The sequence below is a fragment of the Ammoniphilus sp. YIM 78166 genome (genome assembly GCF_004522215.1).
Lineage (GTDB): Bacteria > Bacillota > Bacilli > Aneurinibacillales > RAOX-1 > YIM-78166.
In genome coordinates, this window is sequence record NZ_SDLR01000004.1 from 470972 (window position 1) to 490495 (window position 19524).

19 protein-coding genes are annotated in these 19524 nt (G+C 44.8%); all 19 read left to right on the forward strand.

Annotated features, from left to right (window positions below; translation table 11 throughout):
- Positions 1–41: 41 nt before the first annotated feature.
- On the forward strand, positions 42–872 hold the full coding sequence (gene speE / locus EIZ58_RS18985; RefSeq protein WP_134702441.1) for a polyamine aminopropyltransferase: 831 nt from the start codon (positions 42–44) through the stop codon (positions 870–872).
- A 12-nt stretch (positions 873–884) separates the two neighbouring features.
- Positions 885–1754: an agmatinase gene (speB, locus tag EIZ58_RS18990; protein WP_134702442.1), complete on the forward strand. Its 870-nt coding sequence runs from the start codon at positions 885–887 to the stop codon at positions 1752–1754.
- 160 nt (positions 1755–1914) lie between these two features.
- The gene (locus EIZ58_RS18995; RefSeq protein ID WP_134702443.1) at positions 1915–3120 is read left to right on the forward strand and encodes an MFS transporter; all 1206 of its coding nucleotides are present in this window, start codon (positions 1915–1917) and stop codon (positions 3118–3120) included.
- 110 nt (positions 3121–3230) lie between these two features.
- Positions 3231–3629 (forward strand): YwiB family protein, encoded by a 399-nt coding sequence (locus EIZ58_RS19000; RefSeq protein ID WP_134702444.1) that lies wholly within the window; start codon positions 3231–3233, stop codon positions 3627–3629.
- Positions 3626–5296 (forward strand): arginine--tRNA ligase, encoded by a 1671-nt coding sequence (gene argS, locus EIZ58_RS19005; protein WP_134702445.1) that lies wholly within the window; start codon positions 3626–3628, stop codon positions 5294–5296. Before EIZ58_RS19000 ends, argS begins: the two co-directional genes overlap by 4 nt.
- Positions 5297–5589: 293 nt before the next feature.
- Positions 5590–6639: an ABC transporter substrate-binding protein gene (locus EIZ58_RS19010; RefSeq protein ID WP_134702446.1), complete on the forward strand. Its 1050-nt coding sequence runs from the start codon at positions 5590–5592 to the stop codon at positions 6637–6639.
- A 69-nt stretch (positions 6640–6708) separates the two neighbouring features.
- Entirely contained in the window at positions 6709–7524 is an 816-nt protein-coding gene (locus EIZ58_RS19015) for an ABC transporter ATP-binding protein (protein ID WP_134702447.1), read from the forward strand.
- Entirely contained in the window at positions 7517–8272 is a 756-nt protein-coding gene (locus EIZ58_RS19020; protein WP_134702448.1) for an ABC transporter permease, read from the forward strand. The genes EIZ58_RS19015 and EIZ58_RS19020 overlap by 8 nt, the downstream gene beginning before the upstream one ends.
- 9 nt (positions 8273–8281) lie before the next feature.
- Positions 8282–9034: an ABC transporter permease gene (locus tag EIZ58_RS19025; RefSeq protein ID WP_167577796.1), complete on the forward strand. Its 753-nt coding sequence runs from the start codon at positions 8282–8284 to the stop codon at positions 9032–9034.
- A gap of 26 nt (positions 9035–9060) precedes the next feature.
- On the forward strand, positions 9061–9888 hold the full coding sequence (locus EIZ58_RS19030; protein WP_134702450.1) for an alpha/beta fold hydrolase: 828 nt from the start codon (positions 9061–9063) through the stop codon (positions 9886–9888).
- A complete protein-coding gene (locus EIZ58_RS19035; RefSeq protein WP_134702451.1) occupies positions 9878–10675 on the forward strand; it encodes an IclR family transcriptional regulator in 798 nt (265 codons plus the stop codon). Before EIZ58_RS19030 ends, EIZ58_RS19035 begins: the two co-directional genes overlap by 11 nt.
- A gap of 90 nt (positions 10676–10765) precedes the next feature.
- Positions 10766–11557: an IclR family transcriptional regulator gene (locus EIZ58_RS19040; RefSeq protein WP_134702452.1), complete on the forward strand. Its 792-nt coding sequence runs from the start codon at positions 10766–10768 to the stop codon at positions 11555–11557.
- 232 nt (positions 11558–11789) lie between these two features.
- Positions 11790–12323 carry a cupin domain-containing protein gene (locus EIZ58_RS19045; protein ID WP_134702453.1) on the forward strand — a complete coding sequence of 178 codons (534 nt, stop codon included), beginning with the start codon at positions 11790–11792 and terminating at the stop codon, positions 12321–12323.
- Positions 12324–12397: 74 nt separating this feature from the next.
- Positions 12398–13315: a VOC family protein gene (locus EIZ58_RS19050; protein WP_134702454.1), complete on the forward strand. Its 918-nt coding sequence runs from the start codon at positions 12398–12400 to the stop codon at positions 13313–13315.
- A 27-nt stretch (positions 13316–13342) separates the two neighbouring features.
- On the forward strand, positions 13343–14134 hold the full coding sequence (locus tag EIZ58_RS19055) for an SDR family oxidoreductase (RefSeq protein WP_134702455.1): 792 nt from the start codon (positions 13343–13345) through the stop codon (positions 14132–14134).
- A gap of 34 nt (positions 14135–14168) precedes the next feature.
- Complete coding sequence (locus tag EIZ58_RS19060) at positions 14169–15863, forward strand: thiamine pyrophosphate-binding protein (protein ID WP_134702456.1); 1695 nt, start codon at positions 14169–14171, stop codon at positions 15861–15863.
- 14 nt (positions 15864–15877) lie between these two features.
- A complete protein-coding gene (locus EIZ58_RS19065; RefSeq protein ID WP_134702457.1) occupies positions 15878–17323 on the forward strand; it encodes an aldehyde dehydrogenase family protein in 1446 nt (481 codons plus the stop codon).
- Positions 17324–17339: 16 nt separating this feature from the next.
- Positions 17340–18122: an aspartate dehydrogenase gene (locus tag EIZ58_RS19070; protein ID WP_134702458.1), complete on the forward strand. Its 783-nt coding sequence runs from the start codon at positions 17340–17342 to the stop codon at positions 18120–18122.
- A 95-nt stretch (positions 18123–18217) separates the two neighbouring features.
- On the forward strand, positions 18218–19507 hold the full coding sequence (locus EIZ58_RS19075; protein WP_134702459.1) for an MFS transporter: 1290 nt from the start codon (positions 18218–18220) through the stop codon (positions 19505–19507).
- Positions 19508–19524: the final 17 nt, after the last annotated feature.

The following is a 19524-nucleotide window of genomic DNA, read 5'->3' on the forward strand; positions in this document are numbered from 1 at the left end:
ACCGATAAATGTGGAAAATTAAAGGAAATGAGGAATGAATCATGGCAGGACTTTGGTTCACGGAGAAGCAAACAGAGAATTTCGGAATTACCATTAAGATCAATAAGACTTTACATACAGAGCAAACCGAATTTCAAAAATTAGATATGGTCGAAACCGAAGAGTTCGGCAACATGCTGTTGCTTGATGGTATGGTGATGACCAGCCAAGTCGACGAATTCGTATACCATGAAATGGTGGCACATCCTGCTTTGCACACTCATCCGAATCCGAAGACCGTCTTGGTTGTCGGTGGTGGAGACGGCGGAGTAATTCGCGAAGTCCTAAAGCATGAGAGCGTAGAAAAAGCCGTTCTGGTTGAAATCGATGGAAAAGTGATCGAATACTCCAAGAAGTATCTACCTGAAATTGCAGGAGAGCTGGACAACCCACGCGTAGAAGTTAAAGTGGATGATGGCTTTATGCACATTATTAAGAGCAAAGATCTTTATGACGTGATCATGGTGGATTCTACAGAGCCTGTTGGACCTGCAGCTCCTTTGTTTGAGCGTGGTTTCTACCAAGGGATCTTCGAAGCGTTAAAGGAAGACGGAATTTTTGTTGCTCAAACCGATAATCCTTGGTTTAAGGCCGATCTAATCCAAAAGGTCAACAAAGATGTTCGCGAAATTTTCCCCATTACACGCACGTATATTGCCAATATCCCAACATATCCATCTGGCATGTGGACGTTCACTTTAGGATCCAAGAAGCATGATCCATTAAACGTTAATGAAGCAGATATTAAGGATCTACCAACGAAGTACTATTCTCCTGAGCTTCACCATGCTAGCTTTAAGCTTCCTAAGTTTGTAAAAGCCTTGGTTGAGTAGGAGGAACTTACGATGAGATTTGATGAAGCTTACTCCGGCAATATTTTTATTGGAGCTCAGCAAGATTACGAAAAAGCGCAAGCTGTGATCTACGGCATGCCTATGGACTTTACGGTAAGCTTCCGCCCGGGCTCTCGATTTGGCCCTGGACGCATCCGCGAGGTTTCCATTGGATTGGAGGAATACAGCCCTTACGTAGATCGCCATCTGGAAGAAGTTAATTACTTCGACGCGGGAGATATTCCTTTGGCATTTGGAAACCCAGGTCGAAGCTTAGAATTGATTGGGGATTATGTAGGGAAGCTGCTTTCCGACGGCAAGTTCCCGATTGGACTGGGCGGAGAGCACTTAGTCTCTTGGCCGATCATTCAGGAGATGTATAAGAAGTACCCAGATTTGGTGCTTTTCCATTTTGACGCGCATACAGACTTGCGCGATCATTATGAAGGAGAGCCTTTATCCCATGCGACGCCCATTAAAAAAGCATGCGACCTGATGGGTGGGAAAAATGTCTATTCCTTTGGTATTCGTTCCGGATTAAGAGAAGAGTTTGCTTGGGCGAAGGAAAACATGAATTTGTTTAAATTCGATGTTCTGGAGCCGTTAAAGCAAGTGCTTCCTACCATCGGTAATCGTCCTGTTTACCTAACGGTGGATATTGACGTGTTGGATCCTTCAGCGGCTCCTGGAACGGGAACCCTTGAAGCGGGGGGAATTACCTCTAAGGAATTGTTGGCTTCCATTCATGCGATTGGAGACGCGGGGATCAACATTGTAGGGTGCGACCTGGTTGAAGTGGCTCCAGTTTATGACCCATCCGAACAAACCCAAATTGTAGCATCGAAGATCATTCGCGAAATGCTGCTTACGTTTATTAAATAGAGGATAATGAGATGACCTTAAGCGAGGTCATCTTTTTTTGTATTTAAAATCCATGTTACATTACTTAACACAAATAATATGCAAAAATACAAAATGTTATATAACTATATTAGACAACGAAGTCAGGGAAAAAAAGAATGATAAAGGGTAGGTGTAGAGGATGAAACTTGGGGATCTAAGAAAAAGTGGTCACACGCCGTCGTTAGTTGCATCGTTCTTGTATTTTGATGTTAGTTTCATGATTTGGGTATTGCTCGGAGCACTAGGGGTGTTTATCACTCAGGATTTTGGTCTCTCGGCTGCAGAAAAAGGGATGATTGTCGCTATTCCGATTCTAGGTGGTTCTATCTTCCGCATTGTCCTCGGAATTTTAACCGATCGTATTGGACCTAGAAAAACCGCTATTGGCGGGATGGTGGTCACGATGGTTCCGCTGATTTGGGGTTGGCAGTTTGGTGCGAATATAGGTGAGCTTTATGCGATTGGTATTTTATTAGGTGTTGCGGGAGCTAGTTTTGCTGCAGCTCTTCCTATGGCTAGTCGCTGGTACCCTCCGCATCTTCAAGGGTTGGCGATGGGGATCGCTGGAGCAGGGAACAGCGGAACGCTATTTGCGACCTTGTTTGGGCCAAGGATTGCTACAGCCTATGGCTGGCACGCAGTTTTCGGCTTTGCACTTATTCCTCTAGTTCTTGTTTTTATTGCGTATTTGTTCATGGCTAAGGATGCACCATCTCAACCGGCACCTAAGCCTCTTAAGGAATACTTCGGTTTGTTCAAATTAAAAGATACGTGGTATTTCTGCTTGCTTTATAGTGTAACCTTTGGCGGTTTTGTTGGACTAACTAGTTTTCTTAGCATCTTCTTCGTAGATCAATATCAAGTGTCTAAAGTTACGGCTGGGGATTTCGTTACCCTATGCGTGGCAGCAGGAAGCTTCTTGCGTCCAGTCGGCGGCTATCTGGCAGATAAGTTTGGAGGAATTCGCGTCCTTACATTCCTGTTTATCGGGCTAGCGCTGATGATGTTTGGTGTGAGTCAGCTGCCAAGCTTCGCAGTCGTCATGGTGCTGCTTTTTATCGGAATGGGTTGCTTAGGAATGGGAAATGGGGCTGTATTCCAGTTGGTTCCACAACGTTTTCAAAAGGAAATTGGCATGATCACCGGTATTGTGGGAGCAGCTGGAGGCGTTGGTGGATTCTTTGTCCCTAACTTGCTTGGGACACTTAAACAGCTTACAGGAACGTATGCCACGGGATTCCTCGCATACTCCTGTGTGGGAATCGTAGCTTTATTAATCTTGATTTCTGCCCAATCTTCCTGGAAGAAGACGTGGAAACTGCAGGGGAACTCTGTACGTATCTAGATGATAAAAACCTTCTGAATCCATTTTAGAAGGTTTTTTTCTTGTCTTCTTGTTTTTGCTATGAAAAATACCTAAAATAAGAAGAATATGAGAAAAATCTAGGTGATTCCATGGAATTAGTGAAAATACATATTCGAACCCATATGAAGGAGCAGAATCAAATTCTCGAGCAGAATTGCTCAGGCAAGCTGTTTCCTAAAGGGGAGGGTTGGTATCTTGTATATAAAGAAGACTTGGGAGAGAATCAGCTGGTATCGACGACGATGAAGCTCTCCGCAGAAATGGTTACGATTATACGCACCGGTGCGATCCGTATGAGACAGGAATACATCGTGGGGCAGTGGACGGAAGGGAAGTACGAAGGACCTTTTGGTGTCATGTGGATGGAAACGAGGACGGAATCCATCGAAGTAAGTGAACACAGAGTTTCCATGAAGTATCAGTTGAAGTTGAATGGGGATCATTTAGGACATTATGCAGTGGATATGAAGATGGAGGGTATATCATGAATATCGTTGAGAAAGTAAAAGAGTCCATTATAGAAGAAATTAAACAAGCGGCTGTTAAATCGGGAGTGGTAGAGGCGGAGCAGATCCCCTCTTTCGTTTTGGAAGTTCCTAAAGACAAAGCCCATGGTGATTATGCCACCAATATTGCCATGCAATTAACTAAGATCGCTCGCAAGCCGCCTCGCCAAATCGCGGAAGCCATTCTAGAAAATTTAGATCAAGCGAAAGCAAACATCTCTAAGGTAGAGATTGCAGGCCCTGGCTTTATTAACCTTTATATGAATAATAGCTACCTAACCGATGTGATCCCACAAGTTATTGCTGCAGGGGAAGGGTTTGGCCGCACGAACTTTGGTCAGGAGATGAAGATCCAGGTCGAGTTTGTCAGTGCTAATCCGACAGGGAGCCTTCATTTGGGACATGCCCGCGGAGCGGCGGTAGGTGATGCGCTTTGCAACGTGCTGGACATGGCTGGCTTTAACGTGAGTCGTGAGTACTATATTAATGATGCAGGGAATCAGATTGCTAATCTTGCGTATTCCATCGAGGCTCGTTATATGCAAGCACTCGGTAAAGACTGGCCGATGCCGGAAGATGGGTATCATGGGCAAGACATTATTGAGTTTGGACAAGAACTGGCTAAGGAAGCGGGAGACAAGTACGCCCGGTTGAGTGAGGAAGAAAGATTTCAGTTTTTCCGCGAATATGGCTTGGAAAAAGAGCTGGCGAAGCTAAAGAAGGACCTCAAAGATTTCGGAGTTGAATTTGATGTTTGGTTTAGCGAGACCTCTCTCTATGAATCCGGGGCTGTCGTCAAGATTGTAGAGAAGCTTCGCGAGAGAGGCTTTATCTTCGAGGAAGAAGGAGCAACTTGGCTAAGATCTATGGACTTTGGCGATGATAAAAATCGCGTGTTGATCAAGAATGATGGAAGCTATACGTATTTAACCCCGGACATTGCTTATCACCAGGATAAGTTTTCGCGCGGATTTGAGAAATTGATTAATATTTGGGGAGCTGACCATCACGGGTATATTCCAAGAATGAAGGCAGCAATGCAAGCGTTAGGCTATAATGCCGACCAGCTTCATGTGATCATCAACCAAATGGTGAGCTTGTACCAAGGCGGCGAAAAAGTGAAGATGTCCAAGCGGACAGGAAAAGCCGTTACCATGAGAGATTTAATGGAAGAGGTAGGTACAGACGCAGTTCGTTATTTCTTCACCATGAGAAGCTCAGATGCTCACTTGGATTTCGATATGGATTTGGCTGTCTCGAAGTCTAACGAAAACCCTGTTTTCTATGTCCAATACGCGCATGCTCGGATTGCTAGCATATTCCGTAAGGCGGAAGAAGAGGGCATCGAGTGGAAAGGTGCGAAGGCTGACCTTAGCTTGATTACTTCGGAGAAGGAAGTTGAACTACTGAAGAAGGTTGGACAATTCCCTGAGGAAATTAGTGTGGCTGCGGATCAATATGCTCCACACCGCATCGTGCGTTATGCTCACGAACTGGCTACGCTGTTCCATAGCTTCTATAATGCAGAACACGTGGTAACAGAAGATCGTGCGTTGACGATTGCGCGTTTGAACCTCATGTTGGCGGTGCAAACCACGCTGCGCAATGCGTTGAGAGTAATTGGAGTTAGTGCTCCAGAGAAGATGTAATTAAATATCACCATTTAATAAAAGACACGGTATTCCACTGTGTCTTATTTTTTGTGTTTTATATAAGAAACATATTTTTGTATATAAATATTTTTTGGGCTAAAATATTGACAAACAGTTTTGAAAAATAATAATATAGCACTATAAACAATATTAAAACATTGTTTTGTATTTAAAACAATGGAAAGGAGTGTTGTTAAGGTAAAGTTAAGAGTTAATCTTTATTTTTTAAAAATTCGAAATAAATCAGCGATAATTTCAATGAACAAACCAATCCAAGGGGGAAAAGCAAAATGAAAAAAAGACTATTCAATCTTTGCTTATCAGGATTATTGCTTGCGGGATTAATAGGCTGTGGAACGGCCCAGAACTCATCTGGGGGTACTGCGCAAGGAACCGGATCGGAGGCTGCTTCGACAGAATCATCTACCAGCAATGCACCAGTTGCGATCCGTTATGGCGGTGGTTTCTCTACGGAAGAGAATCTTTGGCTAATGCAAATCGATCCATCCCTGACTCCGAATCAAGGCAAGACCTATACGTTAGAAATGACTCAATTTCGAGCCAATGCAGACCGTCTTAATGCCTATCAAGCAGGGCAGATCGATGCTGGATCAATCGGTCAGGGTGCAGCCATTCTTTCAGCTTCGCAAGGGGTTCCAATTAAAGTTGTAGCAGGAATTGCAAAAGAAACCCCTGGAAAAGGATTTAATGCGCAATTTTTAGCGTTGAAAGACTCAGGGATTAGTTCTGCTGCAGATCTAAAGGGAAAAACGATAGGTATTCCGGATTTTAAATCGCCGACGGATATGTGGGCTCGTGCAGCTGTAAGGTCTGTGGGGCTTAATCCGGATGCGGATGTGAAATATGCCATTATCCCAATTCCTTCTATGTTGGAAGCGGTTAAATCAAAGAAAATTGATGTAGGGATGTTTCCTTCTGAGTATGCTGTAAAAGCCGAACAAAGTGGTGAATTCACGCAAGTATTCACTTCAAAAACGGGAGTGAATGTAGATGAGGACTTTTATGTCATGTTTATGAATCCTGAATTTATGGAGAAAAACCAGCAAGCGGTTAAGGACTTCCTGGCCGATTATGTGGCTGCTACTAAATATTATCTAGAAAACGAAAAGGAAGTGCGCCAGAAGCTGATTGACGCAGGGAAGGTAAAAAGTGAACCGGAATTTTACTTGAATGTGAAGGATTTTAACAGGTCAGAGACTGCATCGCTCAATCAAGAGGGCTGGAAGAAAATCCAGGATATTCTCATTGAGGAAAAGTGGATTGACAAGGCGGTCGATCTAGAGCAACTCCTGGACACGAGCTTATTGCCCAATCCATAAGCAGGAATATTCTTGGGGCAGGCTGTCTGCTTGCCCGTATCCATACTCTCAAAAAAGTTGAAGGAGGAAATGACTGTGGGAAAGCAAACTCCAGCGATTGAAATCGATAGCCTAAGCAAGGTTTACTCGGATAGGAATGAAGAGGTAGTTGCTATTAAGGAAGTGAACCTGAGTATTCCGGAAGGAAAGTTCGTCAGCGTCGTTGGACCAAGTGGGTGCGGAAAAAGTACATTCCTGCATATTGTTGGGGGCTTTATTCCAAAGACGAAAGGAACGGTTCGAATCCGAGGGAAGGAAGTGGATAAACCGGGGCCAGATAGAGGCATGATGTTCCAGGAATCTGCTTTGTTTCCTTGGAAAACCGTGAGTGAAAATGTAGCTTGGGGTTTAGAGATTCAAGGAGTTCCAAAACAAGAGCGTCAGGGGATCGTAGAGAATTATCTGAAGCTCGTCCACCTGTGGGAGTTTAGAAACCATTTGCCTTCTCAATTATCCGGAGGGATGAAACAGCGAATTTCGCTTGCACGTGTATTGGCTTTTAACCCTGATGTTTTATTGATGGATGAACCCTTTGGCGCTCTGGATGCCCAAACGAGGGAAAATATGCAAGTGGAGCTGCAACGTATATGGAAGGAATCCCAAAAGAGCGTACTCTTCGTTACCCATGATATTGATGAAGCTGTTTTCCTAAGTGATATTGTTGTTGTATTTACAGGAAGGCCTGCAGTCATTAAAGAAATCATTGAGATTGATTTTCCAAGACCGCGTAATCTTGACATTCACAAGACAAAAGAATTCACTGATTACCGCAACTACATTTGGGATTTGCTTCACCAGGAGCATGCGAAACCACATTTGAAAGTATCGGAGGTAGTTAATGGATAAGCGCTTCAGAAAAATTGCGTTCATTGAACTGATTGTCATCATCATCGTTTGGCAAGGACTCGCCTATGCGCAGCTTATCCCTTCTTATTTGGCAAACCCGGCTATTATTGGCTCCCAATTATGGGGACTGCTGGTTACTGGCGATCTTTTCATGAATGCAGGGGTCAGTCTCTACCGATCGCTGATAGGTTTTTTCATTGTTGCGATAACGGGAGTGGCATTCGGGATCGTCGCTGGATATTACAGAAAAATTGGAGCGTTTTTTGAACCCTTAATTACCATTGTTAACCCAGTTCCTAAGATTGCGCTTCTTCCCATCCTGATGGTCTGGTTTGGCATTTCTGATGTAACGAGAATTCTAATTATTTTCTTGACTGCATTTTTTCCTTGCTTTATTGCAACAAGGGATGGCGTTCATGGGGTAAACCACGTATTTATCTGGGCAGGAGAAAATATGGGAGCCAGTCGTTTTCAGATCTTAAGGAAGGTCGTATTCCCTGCTGCTTTGCCCAAAATATTCGATGGTTTGCGGGTATCACTGGGTCTGACGTTCATTATGATGTTCTCTTCGGAAATGATCGGGTCTTCCAATGGCTTGGGGCTTGGATTCTTGATCCTGAGTGCTGATGTTGCAGGTCGAACGGATTTGATGTTTGCCTCCATCATTGTCATTGCTCTCCTCGGTTTTGTCTTTGACCGGATCCTGCTGGCTGTGCGTGGAAGATTACTGTGGTGGGCAGAGAGATAGGGGGATATGATGTTAAAAAAAGTATGGGAAAAAATTGTTAGCTATCAAGTCATTATTTGGCTGGTTCTTATATGGGAAATCATTGTCTGGTCCGGAGTGATGCCTGAGCGTCTATTCCCTTCCTTATTTAAGGTGGTTTATGTCTCGTATGATTTGCTTGTAACCGGGATGGTTGGAGAAAATCTTTCGGTGACCTTGTTCAGGTTATTTGCCGGTTTTGGATTGGCCGCGCTCGTCGGTGTTCCATTGGGGTTGATGATGAGCCGGTATAACTTGCTCAATGATTGGATGCAGCCAATGTTCTCCATTGGCTATCCGATTCCCCGCGTTGCGCTTTATCCCATTTTCGTATTTATATTCGGTATAGGATCGGGCTCTAAGATTCTGGTTGTCTTCCTGGAATGCATCTTTCCGATCGTTATCAATACGTATTATGGTTCTCTTCGAGTCAATCATCTTTATGTATGGGCTGCCCAGAACATGGGGGCAAGCCAAATGCAATTATTTTGGAAGGTATTGTTCCCCGCTACGCTTCCATCGATCTTTACAGGCTTTAGGATAGCGATTCCTTTGGCCTTGGTTATTACGATACTAACCGAAATGATAGGCTCAACAGATGGAATGGGATATTTGTTAAGTTATATGTCTGCATCCCTTATGCAAGAGAAGGTAATGGCTGGGGTTATTTTTATTACCATTCTTGGATTTATGGTGACCGTCTTGTTTGAAGCCGTCCATCGTCGTTTTGTTTTCTGGAAATAATCTTATCTTTTTAGGAGGATAATCATATGCCATTTGTTGAGGTGGGGGATCTATCGATCCATTACGAGATTGCAGGACGTGGTGAACCATTGGTTTTGCTCCATGGCATGGGGAATAATTCTCAGTCTTGGCGAAAGCAAATCAGCGAATTACAAGAACATTTTACGATTATTGCGTGGGATGCTCCGGGATATGGGGCAAGCTCTGATCCGCAATATGAATTGAGAAGCTTTTGTCAATTTGCTGATATCTTAAAGGGTTTCTTGGAAAAGCTTCCTTATCAGTCTGTTAACCTATTAGGCCATTCTATGGGGGCAGCGATTGCGATCGATTTTTGCCACCGCTATCCGTCTCAGGTTAAATCCTTGATTATATCGGATGCCACTAGAGGAGCAGCGGCACTGGATCAAGAAGAAAATGAGAAAAGACTAAAGAATCGTCTGAATTCCATTGAAACACTGGATCCCCAGGAGATTGCGAAACGGCGGGTAAAGGAACTGCTTGCTCCGCAAGCCTCTGATGAAGTGAGGAGAGAAGCGGAGCGCATCATGGCGCAGGTAAGGCCCGCCGGATACCGGTCTGTGGCGTATTCCCTCTATCATGTCAATCAAATGGATCTCCTCTCTGCTATTTCCATTCCTACTCTTGTAATTTGCGGGGAGTTAGATAAGGTAACACCGGTCAGTGAATCCCGGATCTTTCATGAGAGCATGCCTCAATCTGAATTCGTGATTATTCCTGAAACAGGACATCTTTGCTATCAGGAGGATTCGGCAACCTTTAATCGGCACATCTTGAATTTTCTTTCCGGGAAACATTCGGATAGAGAAAGGGAAGATGTTTGTGCCCAGTGAAGAAAAGGATCGATACCTTTCCCATTCGTTGGTTAGGGGACTAGAGATATTGCAAATGTTTGATGTGGAAACTCCTACTCTGTCGTTAGCAGAAATCTCTTCCCGTCTCCATGTAGGACGGACGGTTCCCTACCGATTGCTATATACTCTTCAAGCGATGGGATTCATCAGTCAGGATGAAAACACAAAACGATACGAGTTGTCTCCAAAGGTGCTGAATTTGGGATTTTCGTATCTAACCACTTTGCAAATTCCGGATATATCCAAGCCCTACTTGGAACAATTGAGGGATAGGACGGGTGCTTCTGCCCATTTAGGTGTCCTGGATGGAAAAGAGATCGTCTATGTATTAAGGGTGGCCGCTCGAGGCATTACGTCATTAAACGTAAGCATTGGTTCGCGGTTGCCAGCGCACGCTACGTCCATAGGCAAGTGTCTACTTGCCTATCAACCTAATGAAAGATTGAATGAGCTTCTATATGGGTCAGAATTGCAGCCGTTTACCAATCAAACCAAGACGAAGGTATTGGAGCTGAGAACAGAACTTACGTCTATATTGGAAAATGGTTATGCTATGAGCAAAGGGGAATTCGAAAGCGGAATCCACTCGATTGCAGCCCCGATTTTTGATCGGAGTGGCACTGCTGTTGCGGCTATTAACATTGCTGCGCCAAAGTCCTTTTTAAATGAAGAATTCATTTCAGCTGTGGCTTTAAATGAAGTTTGCAAGACAGCTTTATTGATTTCTGAATATTTTGGTTACCGTCTAACGACTGTTCACTCCTGAATTATTGGGAGTGATTTTTTTTTCAGCGTGAAAAGATATGCTATAATCGCATTAGTCAGTTTTTAGTTCGCATAAAGGGTGAGGATTAGTATGGCAAGTGGAGACGGAGATCGTTATATATCAAATTCATTAATCAGGGGCTTGCAGATTCTAAGAATGTTTAATGCAGATCAGCCTACCTTATCATTGGCTGAGATTGCCGGAAACTTAGGGGTAAGCCGAACGGTGCCTTACCGTTTATTGTATACGCTTCAGGCTGATGGGTATTTAATTCAAGATGAGCATACGAAACGATACGAGTTAACTCCAAAAGTATTGGAATTAGGTTTTTCTTATCTCAACACCCTTCAACTCCCTGAGATTGCGCGACCCTATATGGAGGCCTTGAGGGATAAAACAGGTGCATCAAGTCATATGGGCATCCTTGATGGGAATGAAGTGGTCTATGTAGGCAGAGTTCCAATACCTGGGGTAGCAGCAATAACCGTAAGTATAGGGACAAGGCTTCCTGCTCATGCCATTTCCATGGGTAAATGCTTGTTGGCTTACCAGCCGAGGGAACGGATCGAAGCGATATTTCTAGGTTCTGATTTAAAGCCGTATACACAGCAAACTAAAACGATGCTGGCCGATTTATTAAACGAGCTTCAGATTATACGAGAAAGAGGCTATGCAATCGGGGATCAGGAGTTTGAGAGCGGGATTCGTTCTGTTGCTGCACCCATTTTCAACAGGTTGGGACTTGTTATTGCATCGGTTAGTGTAGTAGCCTCCGCAGCTGTCTTAAACAACGAGGCGATGGAACAGGTGGTCATCCCAGGAGTATGCGAAACAGCTGTAACGCTATCGCAGTTTATGGGTTTTACGGGACATCGAAATTAGGGGATATAAAAGCGAAAAAACGTAAGGAAACGAAGCATGTAAGTTGCTTCAAGATCCTTGCGTTTTTATTTTTTTGTTTCAAATACAAAACATTGTTTATTCAATTAAAAATTCTAAACATTTATTATTGACATAATCCTCAACAATTCTTAAAATGTAGTTATAAAACAAAACATAGTTTTGTATATAAAACACAACGGTAATGTGAAGAACTTAGGAGGCTGATGGAAAGATGACAGAGCAAAAGTTTTCAATCGAGGAATTTGAAAAAAAATATGTGGCTCGTCTTGAAACAAGAAAATTGGATTGGAACGTTTTAAAATTTCAAGAAGAAGTTGATCCGACTTATCGACGTGCCCAGAAGAGATATATAGGCCGCGGCGCCACTGCCAATAATGATTCAAATGTCATTGCGGCATCTAATTTCACATTGAGCACGATGGTCTTGCCTGCGGGCTGCGTGGGCCCGCTGCACTTGCATGATGATGTAGAAGAAGTATTCTTCGTTTTGAAGGGGAAGGTTACAGCCCTTATTCAGCAAGATAGCTATAGTGAGATCCATGAGATTTCATTGGGAGAGAGGGATTGCATCAGCAGCCCTCCCGGAGTGTATCGGGGAATAAGAAATGATGGCGATGAAGAAGCCCTAATGCTAGTGATGTTAGGTTCTCCGAAGCCTAATTTGCCTAGCTATCCAGAAGGAAGCGAATTAGAGGAATTGCGCAAGCAGCGTGCAGCAGAGAGAGAAGCAATAATTAAAGGCTAGTAGGTTGACTTGTTTGGAGGCTTCTTAACAGAAAGTCTCCAAACCTCTCATAACGATAATGGAGGTGCGCCAATATGCTAGGTATCACACATTTGAGACATGTTAGCTTAATTACCCCTGTCTTGAAGGAACAAGCTGAATTTTACGAGCAAGTATGGGGATTAGATAAGGTATTTCAAGATGATAAGACAGCTTATTTTCGCGGGTCGGGTCCTGAACATCATATCTTAAGCCTGCATGCAGGAGAGAAAAGAGGCTTACACCATCTCAGTTTTGGAATGGTGGATAAGAATGCTGTAGATCAAGCAGTGGAAACACTGGCCAAAAAGGGAGTGCGCATCGTTTCAGAGCCAGCTTACTTGGATGAAGAGGGGAAAGGTTACGGCTTTCGCTTTCTTGATCCGGAGAATCGATGCATTGAACTATCGGCTTGGGTCGAAGTTCACACTTCAATTTGGAACAAGAAAAACGTAGATCCGGTGAGGCTGAATCACGTGGTCATGAATACGGTTGATCTGGATCAGGCGGTTGAATTCTATACAAACGTCTTGGGATTTAAAGTGACCGACTGGAGCGAGCATCAGATGGCTTTCCTTCGCTGCAACAAGAAGCATCACTCGATTGCCTTCAACCAGGATGTCCATGCTTCAGTCAACCATATGGCTTACGAAGTGGACAATGTAGATGAAGTAATGCGAGGCATTAGCAATGTAAGAAAAGCAGGTTACAAGGAAATTTGGGGACCTGGCCGTCATGGCCCAGGAAATAACATCTTCTGTTACTTTCAAGATCCAGCAGGTTTCGTTATGGAGTATACGTGTTACCTGGAAACGATCGAAGATGAAGCAGAATGGAAGGCACGAGTATGGAAGAGAGTGCCTCATCTCATGGATCAGTGGCAGATTGCTGGACCGCCGAAGCCGGAGACTAGGGCTGCGATGGCTGGAGAGCCGGATGAAGGTTGGGTAAACCTTGAAGCCGTAAGTAAATAAGCGCGAATTGAAGAAGGGAGTACCATTATGGACTTGGGCTTGAGAGATAAAGTGGCTGTGATAATGGGCGGAACATCAGGGGTTGGACTAAAAGCAGCGGAAATGTTTCTCCAAGAAGGAGCAAAAGTAGCTGTCTGCGGAAGAAATCAGGAACGTTTGGATAAAGCATGCAACCATCTGCTGCAATTTGGTTCTGCAGATCGAATTTATGCAGGAACCTGCAATGTAACGAACAAGCAGGATGTGGATGCGTTTATGAACGGAACGGCAGGAGCCTTGGGTGGTATTGATATCCTGGTCAATGCAGCTGGCCACAGCGTCATGGGATACTTTTTCGATATCACGGATGAACAATGGCAGGAGCAGATTCAATTAAAGTACTTTGCCGTCATTTATGCCATCCGAGCAGCCCATCCTTATTTGGTGAAACAAGGCGGGGGCCGCATTATCAACATTAACGCTACACTGGCAAAAGAACCTGAAAGACATATGGTCGCTACAGCCGCAACGAGAGCAGGACTGCTGAATTTGAGCAAGACCTTATCCCAGGAACTAGCGCCTGATAACATTCTCGTCAACTCGGTGAGTTTAGGTTTAATCCGCACAGATCAATGGGAACGCCGCCGATTGCAGAATGCACCGAATGTAGAACCGGATATGTATTACGGCGATCTGGCGAAGAAAAGAAACATTCCACTTGGGAGAGTAGGAGAACCGGAAGAGGTGGCAAGCGTGATTCTTTTCCTGGCTTCTCGTCAAGCAAGCTATGTTTCGGGATCGACAATTGAGACAGCTGGGGCGCTCGGCAAGGCTTTATAAAGGTTTGAATAATTTAGATGAGAGGTACATGATCATGAGACAACTTGAACAAATGGAGTTTACAACAGCTGATGCCGTTGTGCAAGAGCTGGTTCGTGCAGGGGTAGAAGTTGCATTTGGAATCGTAAGTATTCATAACATGCCCATCTATGATGCCATCCTCCGTGAAGGAAGCATTCACCTCGTATGCTCACGCGGCGAGAGCGGTGCGGTAAATATGGCAGATGGGTATGCCAGAGCTACTGGGAAATTAGGCGTTGTGATTACCAGCACCGGAACCGGTGCAGGAAATGCGGCCGGATCTCTAGTTGAAGCTTGGAGTGCTGGAGTTCCCCTCCTTCATTTGACTGGTGAAGTGGCTTCCCCGTATTTAGGCACGGGCAGAGGATATATCCATGAATGCAAGGATCAACTATCAATGATGGAAGGGTGCTCAAAGAAAGCCATGCGCTTAAGGAAGCCGGAGCAAGCCGTCGGGGTGGTTAGGCAAGCGATCCAAGAAGCAATAACGGCACCTGCAGGGCCAGTAACATTAGAAATTCCTATCGATTTTCAATCTGCCATTATCCCTCAGAGCGTAGTAGAAGATTTCCGAGGACACGTACAGCCATCATCTGAGCAGACCTTACCGAAACTTCCAGTAGAGCTGGTTAAGAAGATTGCAAACGCTCGCAGACCTGTGATCTGGAGCGGGGGCGGAGTCATTTCTTCAGGCGCTTCCGAGGAAGTTCGACAGCTGGCTGAGATGATCGGAGCGGCTGTAGTGACCAGCCAATCCGGAAAGGGATCTATCCCGGAGGATCATCCGCAATGCATCGGACACTTCGCCGCCGTAGACCTCACCAAACAATTACTACAAAAATCAGATTTGTTAATTAGTATCGGGGTGCGTTTCCGCGGAAATGAAACCTCTAACTGGAAGGTATCGGTACCAGAGGAGCATATCTCTATTGATGCGGAATGGAACGCAATGAACCGGAATTACCCAGCTTCGCATGGGCTGGTAGGAGATGCGAAGTTGATCTTGCAATCTATGATTCGAGAACTCGATCATGACCCCGTGACTCCTGACCCGGCCTATCTTGATGAAGTCCAAACGGTGCGCAATGAGTTGCGAGTACAATTAAGGAAGACATTAGGGCCATATGAGCAATTTTTGGATGGTATGCGAAGAATATTGCCGCGTGATGCAATTTTAGTTCGGGATGTTACAGTCCAAGCGAATGTTTGGGGTAGCCGATTGTTTGAAGTTTATGAGCCAAGGACCTCGATCCATGCTTCAGGCGGCGGGATCGGACAGGGACTGCCGACGGCTATCGGAGCGCAAGCGGGACGAAAAGACCGCGTGGTTGCTTTAATGGCAGGGGATGGCGGATTCATGGTCAATGTCGGAGAAATGGCGACAGCGGCCCAAGAAAATCTTCCGATTATTATTGTGTTATTCGATGATGCAGGGTACGGGGTCTTGCGGAATATCCAAGATGCAGCTTACGGTCGTCAGGTAGCGGTCGACTTGTTAAGTCCTGACTTCGTTCAGTTAAGTCAATCCATGGGATTTGAAGCTGCACGAATTGGTTCGCCTGAAGAATTTGTAACAGAGCTGGAAAAGGCAGTTGCCAAACGAAAGCCATACATGATCGTCGTCGATATGAAAGCAGTGGGCCCCATGGCGAAGCCATTCGGAGGACCTCCGGGAGCAGCGGACGCATTTAAGCCGAAAAAATTATAATGGAGGTTTTGGGCATGATCTCGACATACCCTTTTGTGTCAGGGAAGTATCTTATTAATGGTGAATGGATTCAGGCTGACCATGTTACGGGTGTTAAGAATCCTGCCAATATAGTAGAAGTCGTAGGGGAGGTTGGCTTATCCTCAAAAGAAGCAGTAGCACAAGCGGTAGAATCAGCAAGCTTGGCTTTTTCCAGCTGGTCGAGGACAAAACCCGAAGAGCGGGCAAACCTAATGGTAGAAGCCGCTAACCTTCTTAAACCGATCATTGAGGAGAATGTATCGCTTTTTGTCCGTGAAAATGGAAAAACGCTAGTGGAAGCCAAAAAGGATTTGCTGCGTTCCATAGATGTAATGCACCATTGTGCAGAGGCTCTGCTGAAATGGTGGCAGCCCGAATCTCTTCCCGGAACGCAAAACGTGCAAATTAGGAAAAGACCGCGAGGGGTGACGGCGGTGATTTCCCCCTGGAACTCTCCCATGCTACTGACCTTTAAGAGGGTCATCCCTGCTGTGCTTGCAGGAAATACAGTAGTGGTAAAACCGGCTACTTATTGTCCGCTAACCGTCATGACCTGTTTGAAAGTTGTAGCTTCTTGCTTTCCTCCAGGCGTTATTAATATCGTACCGGGGTCTGGGGGAGTGGTAGGAGACATACTTTGCAGCGATCCAAGGGTCAAGACCATCGCCTTTGTCGGAAGTACGGAAACCGGAAAACATATCATGCGGACGGCATCGAGTACAGTCAAGAAGCTGTATATGGAGCTAGGGGGTAACGACCCTGCTTTGATTTTTGAGGATGCAAGCTTAAACGAACATGCTATACAAAGACTTCGCTTTGGGATTTTGAGGGCAGCTGGGCAGGTGTGTTCCGCTATTAAACGGATTTATGTTCATGAATCGAGATATGATGAATTAGTTCAGAAGCTAACGAAAGAGTTTCATCGGGTTGTTGTCGGAAATGGCATTCATCCGGATGCGACGATGGGTCCTTTGAACAATCAAGTGCAATTTGACTTTGTGAACGGTTTGATAGACCGTGCCCAAAAGTCCGGAGCGCAGGTGATAACAGCAGGACAAATTATGGATCCTGAAACCTGGGACAAGGGCTATTTCATGCAACCCTCCATCATTACAGGAGTGGAGCAGCACAGTGAAATTGTTAGGGCTGAGCAGTTTGGTCCGGTGATTCCCATTTTGAAATTTGCAAGCGAGGAAGAAGCGATACAGTTGGCGAATGATACGGAATTTGGACTGCGAGCATCAATTTGGACGGAAAATGAAGGAAAGGTAGCGGGATGTGCTGACCGATTGGAAGCAGGGGCGGTCTTTCACAATAATCATACCGTATTCCAGGATATTTACCTGGATTTCCCGGGTCTAAAAGAAAGTGGGTTATCGCGCGAAACTAGACATTGCGGTTTGGAGTACTTTACGGATTCTTACGGTCTAGCTGACTGAGAGAGGGGATCGCTTGATGAAAATAGGATTGATAGGCTGCGGCAATATTGGAAAATTCCTTCTTCATTCTTTGAATAACGAAAATTTTCTTCCGGATGGCAGGATAACAGCTGTTTATAGTTCCAAAAAAGAAACGGCTGCCCTCATCACCAGGGAGTACCAAATAGATTCCTATACTGATTTCGAAGCCTTCCTGCATTCCGATTTGGATTTAATCATCGAAGCGGCTACCATTCAGGTGGTTGAGGATTACGCCAGACCGATCCTCGAAAGCGGAAAGGATATGCTGATCATTAGTGTCGGAGCATTAGCTGATAGAACTTTGCATGATGATTTAAGAGAATTGTGCCGGATGAAAGGTACGAAAGTTTATCTGCCTTCAGGGGCTATTGGTGGATTGGATGTCTTAAAAGCGGCGATGACGATTGGTCAGCTAGAGTCGGTATCGATTACGACAAGAAAGCCGCCGAAGGCTCTTTCTCAAGACACTATGGATGCAGAGAGTATTATATTCGAAGGCTCTGCGAGGGAAGCTATTCAATTGTTCCCACAAAACATCAATGTATCTATCATTTTATCTCTAGCGGGACTTGGACCTGAAAGAACTAGCGTAAAGATCATTGCTGATCCTAAAGTGGATAAAAATACTCATTCTATCGAAGCGAAAGGTACATTTGGGAAGCTCACTCTGAATGTGGAAAATGACCCGATGCCTAATAATCCGAAAACAAGTTATTTGGCGGCATTGAGTGTGTTATCCACTTTAAAGAATAGAGATGAGATGATTCGAGTCGGATAAAGCATCATATAAAGATGTTGAAACCCCTTTCATTTCGTAGTTTAATAGAAACAATATCTGATTTTCGAAAAGTGTAGAAAAGTTAGGGGGCCATTATGTTAAAAGGTCAAATGCGCTGGATTTACATTGCAGTTCCTATATTCTTTTTCTGGTTTTTCGGGCAAATCGATAAACTAGGGATCTCAGTCATTCAGACAGATCCGCAATTTCTCCAAGACTTAGGCCTCACAGGAGAGGATAAGAACGCCAAACTTGGCCTTTTAACGCTAACTTTTACAGTGGCTTATGCTCTTTCCAACCTCTTCTGGGGGGTTATTATTGATAAGCTCGGCGCGCGCAAAACAGCGGTCATGGGGCTCTGCGTATGGACCATGACGATGATTATGGGAGGGCTTTCATCTTCCTATGAGATGTTTTTAATTAGCCGGGTCATTTTAGGTATCGGTGAAGGAATGATGATTCCTGTTTCAGGAAAATTCATTTCGAACTGGTTTCATCAGCGGGAGCTTGGCAGAGCTCAGGCTACTTGGCTTACAGGAAACTATTTAGGACCGGCCATTGGAGCTGTCATGCTTTCTGTTATCATTGCTAGCGTACATTGGCAGGCAGCCTTCTATATTCTTGCCGCATTTAATTTCTTCATGATTATCCCAATGTTCCTATTCCTGACTCGAGATAAGCCAGAGCACCATCCGGGAATCAGCAAAGACGAGCTTGCCCAGATTCGCTATACGGATCCTTCTGCACCTGCACAAGTGAAGCAGAGCTTCACACAAGACTATCGTTACTGGATTGTGTGGTTTGGAATGCTGATGTCTTCGTTTTTATTTTTTGGTTTGAGTATCTGGCTGCCAACCTATCTTGTGCAAGGCAAAGGGTTTGCTCGTGAGGCCATGACCGGAATAACCTCCTTATCTTGGCTGTTTGCCATGGGCTTTGTTATCCTTTGCGGGTATTTCGCAGATAAATGGAAGCGACCAGGATTGCTTGCAACTCTTTTGTTTGGATTATGTGCCATATTGTTAACAACGGCTATTAATGCGGGAAGTCCGCTGGTTGCTGGTTTGTGCTTGGGACTCGCAATGGGGACACAAGGTGGCGTGTTTCATCTGAGCAATCTATTTATTGTCAAATATTCGACGAGGGAGACGGCAGGAAGAGCAGCTGGTTTAATGGGCTTCACCAATATCCTTGGCGGATTCTCCAGTTATATTATGGGGTGGATGAGAGATTCTTTTCAAGGCGATTTTGGTCCGTCAATCATGATGCTAATTGTAGCTGCCTTGTTAGGTTTGATAGCATATCTGTTCACACTGAAGAAAGAGGCGGAGGAAGCACGTTCCTTTAAGTCTGGAGTCTCGATGGCGCATGATCGTACGGCATAGATAACGGAAAGGGGTAA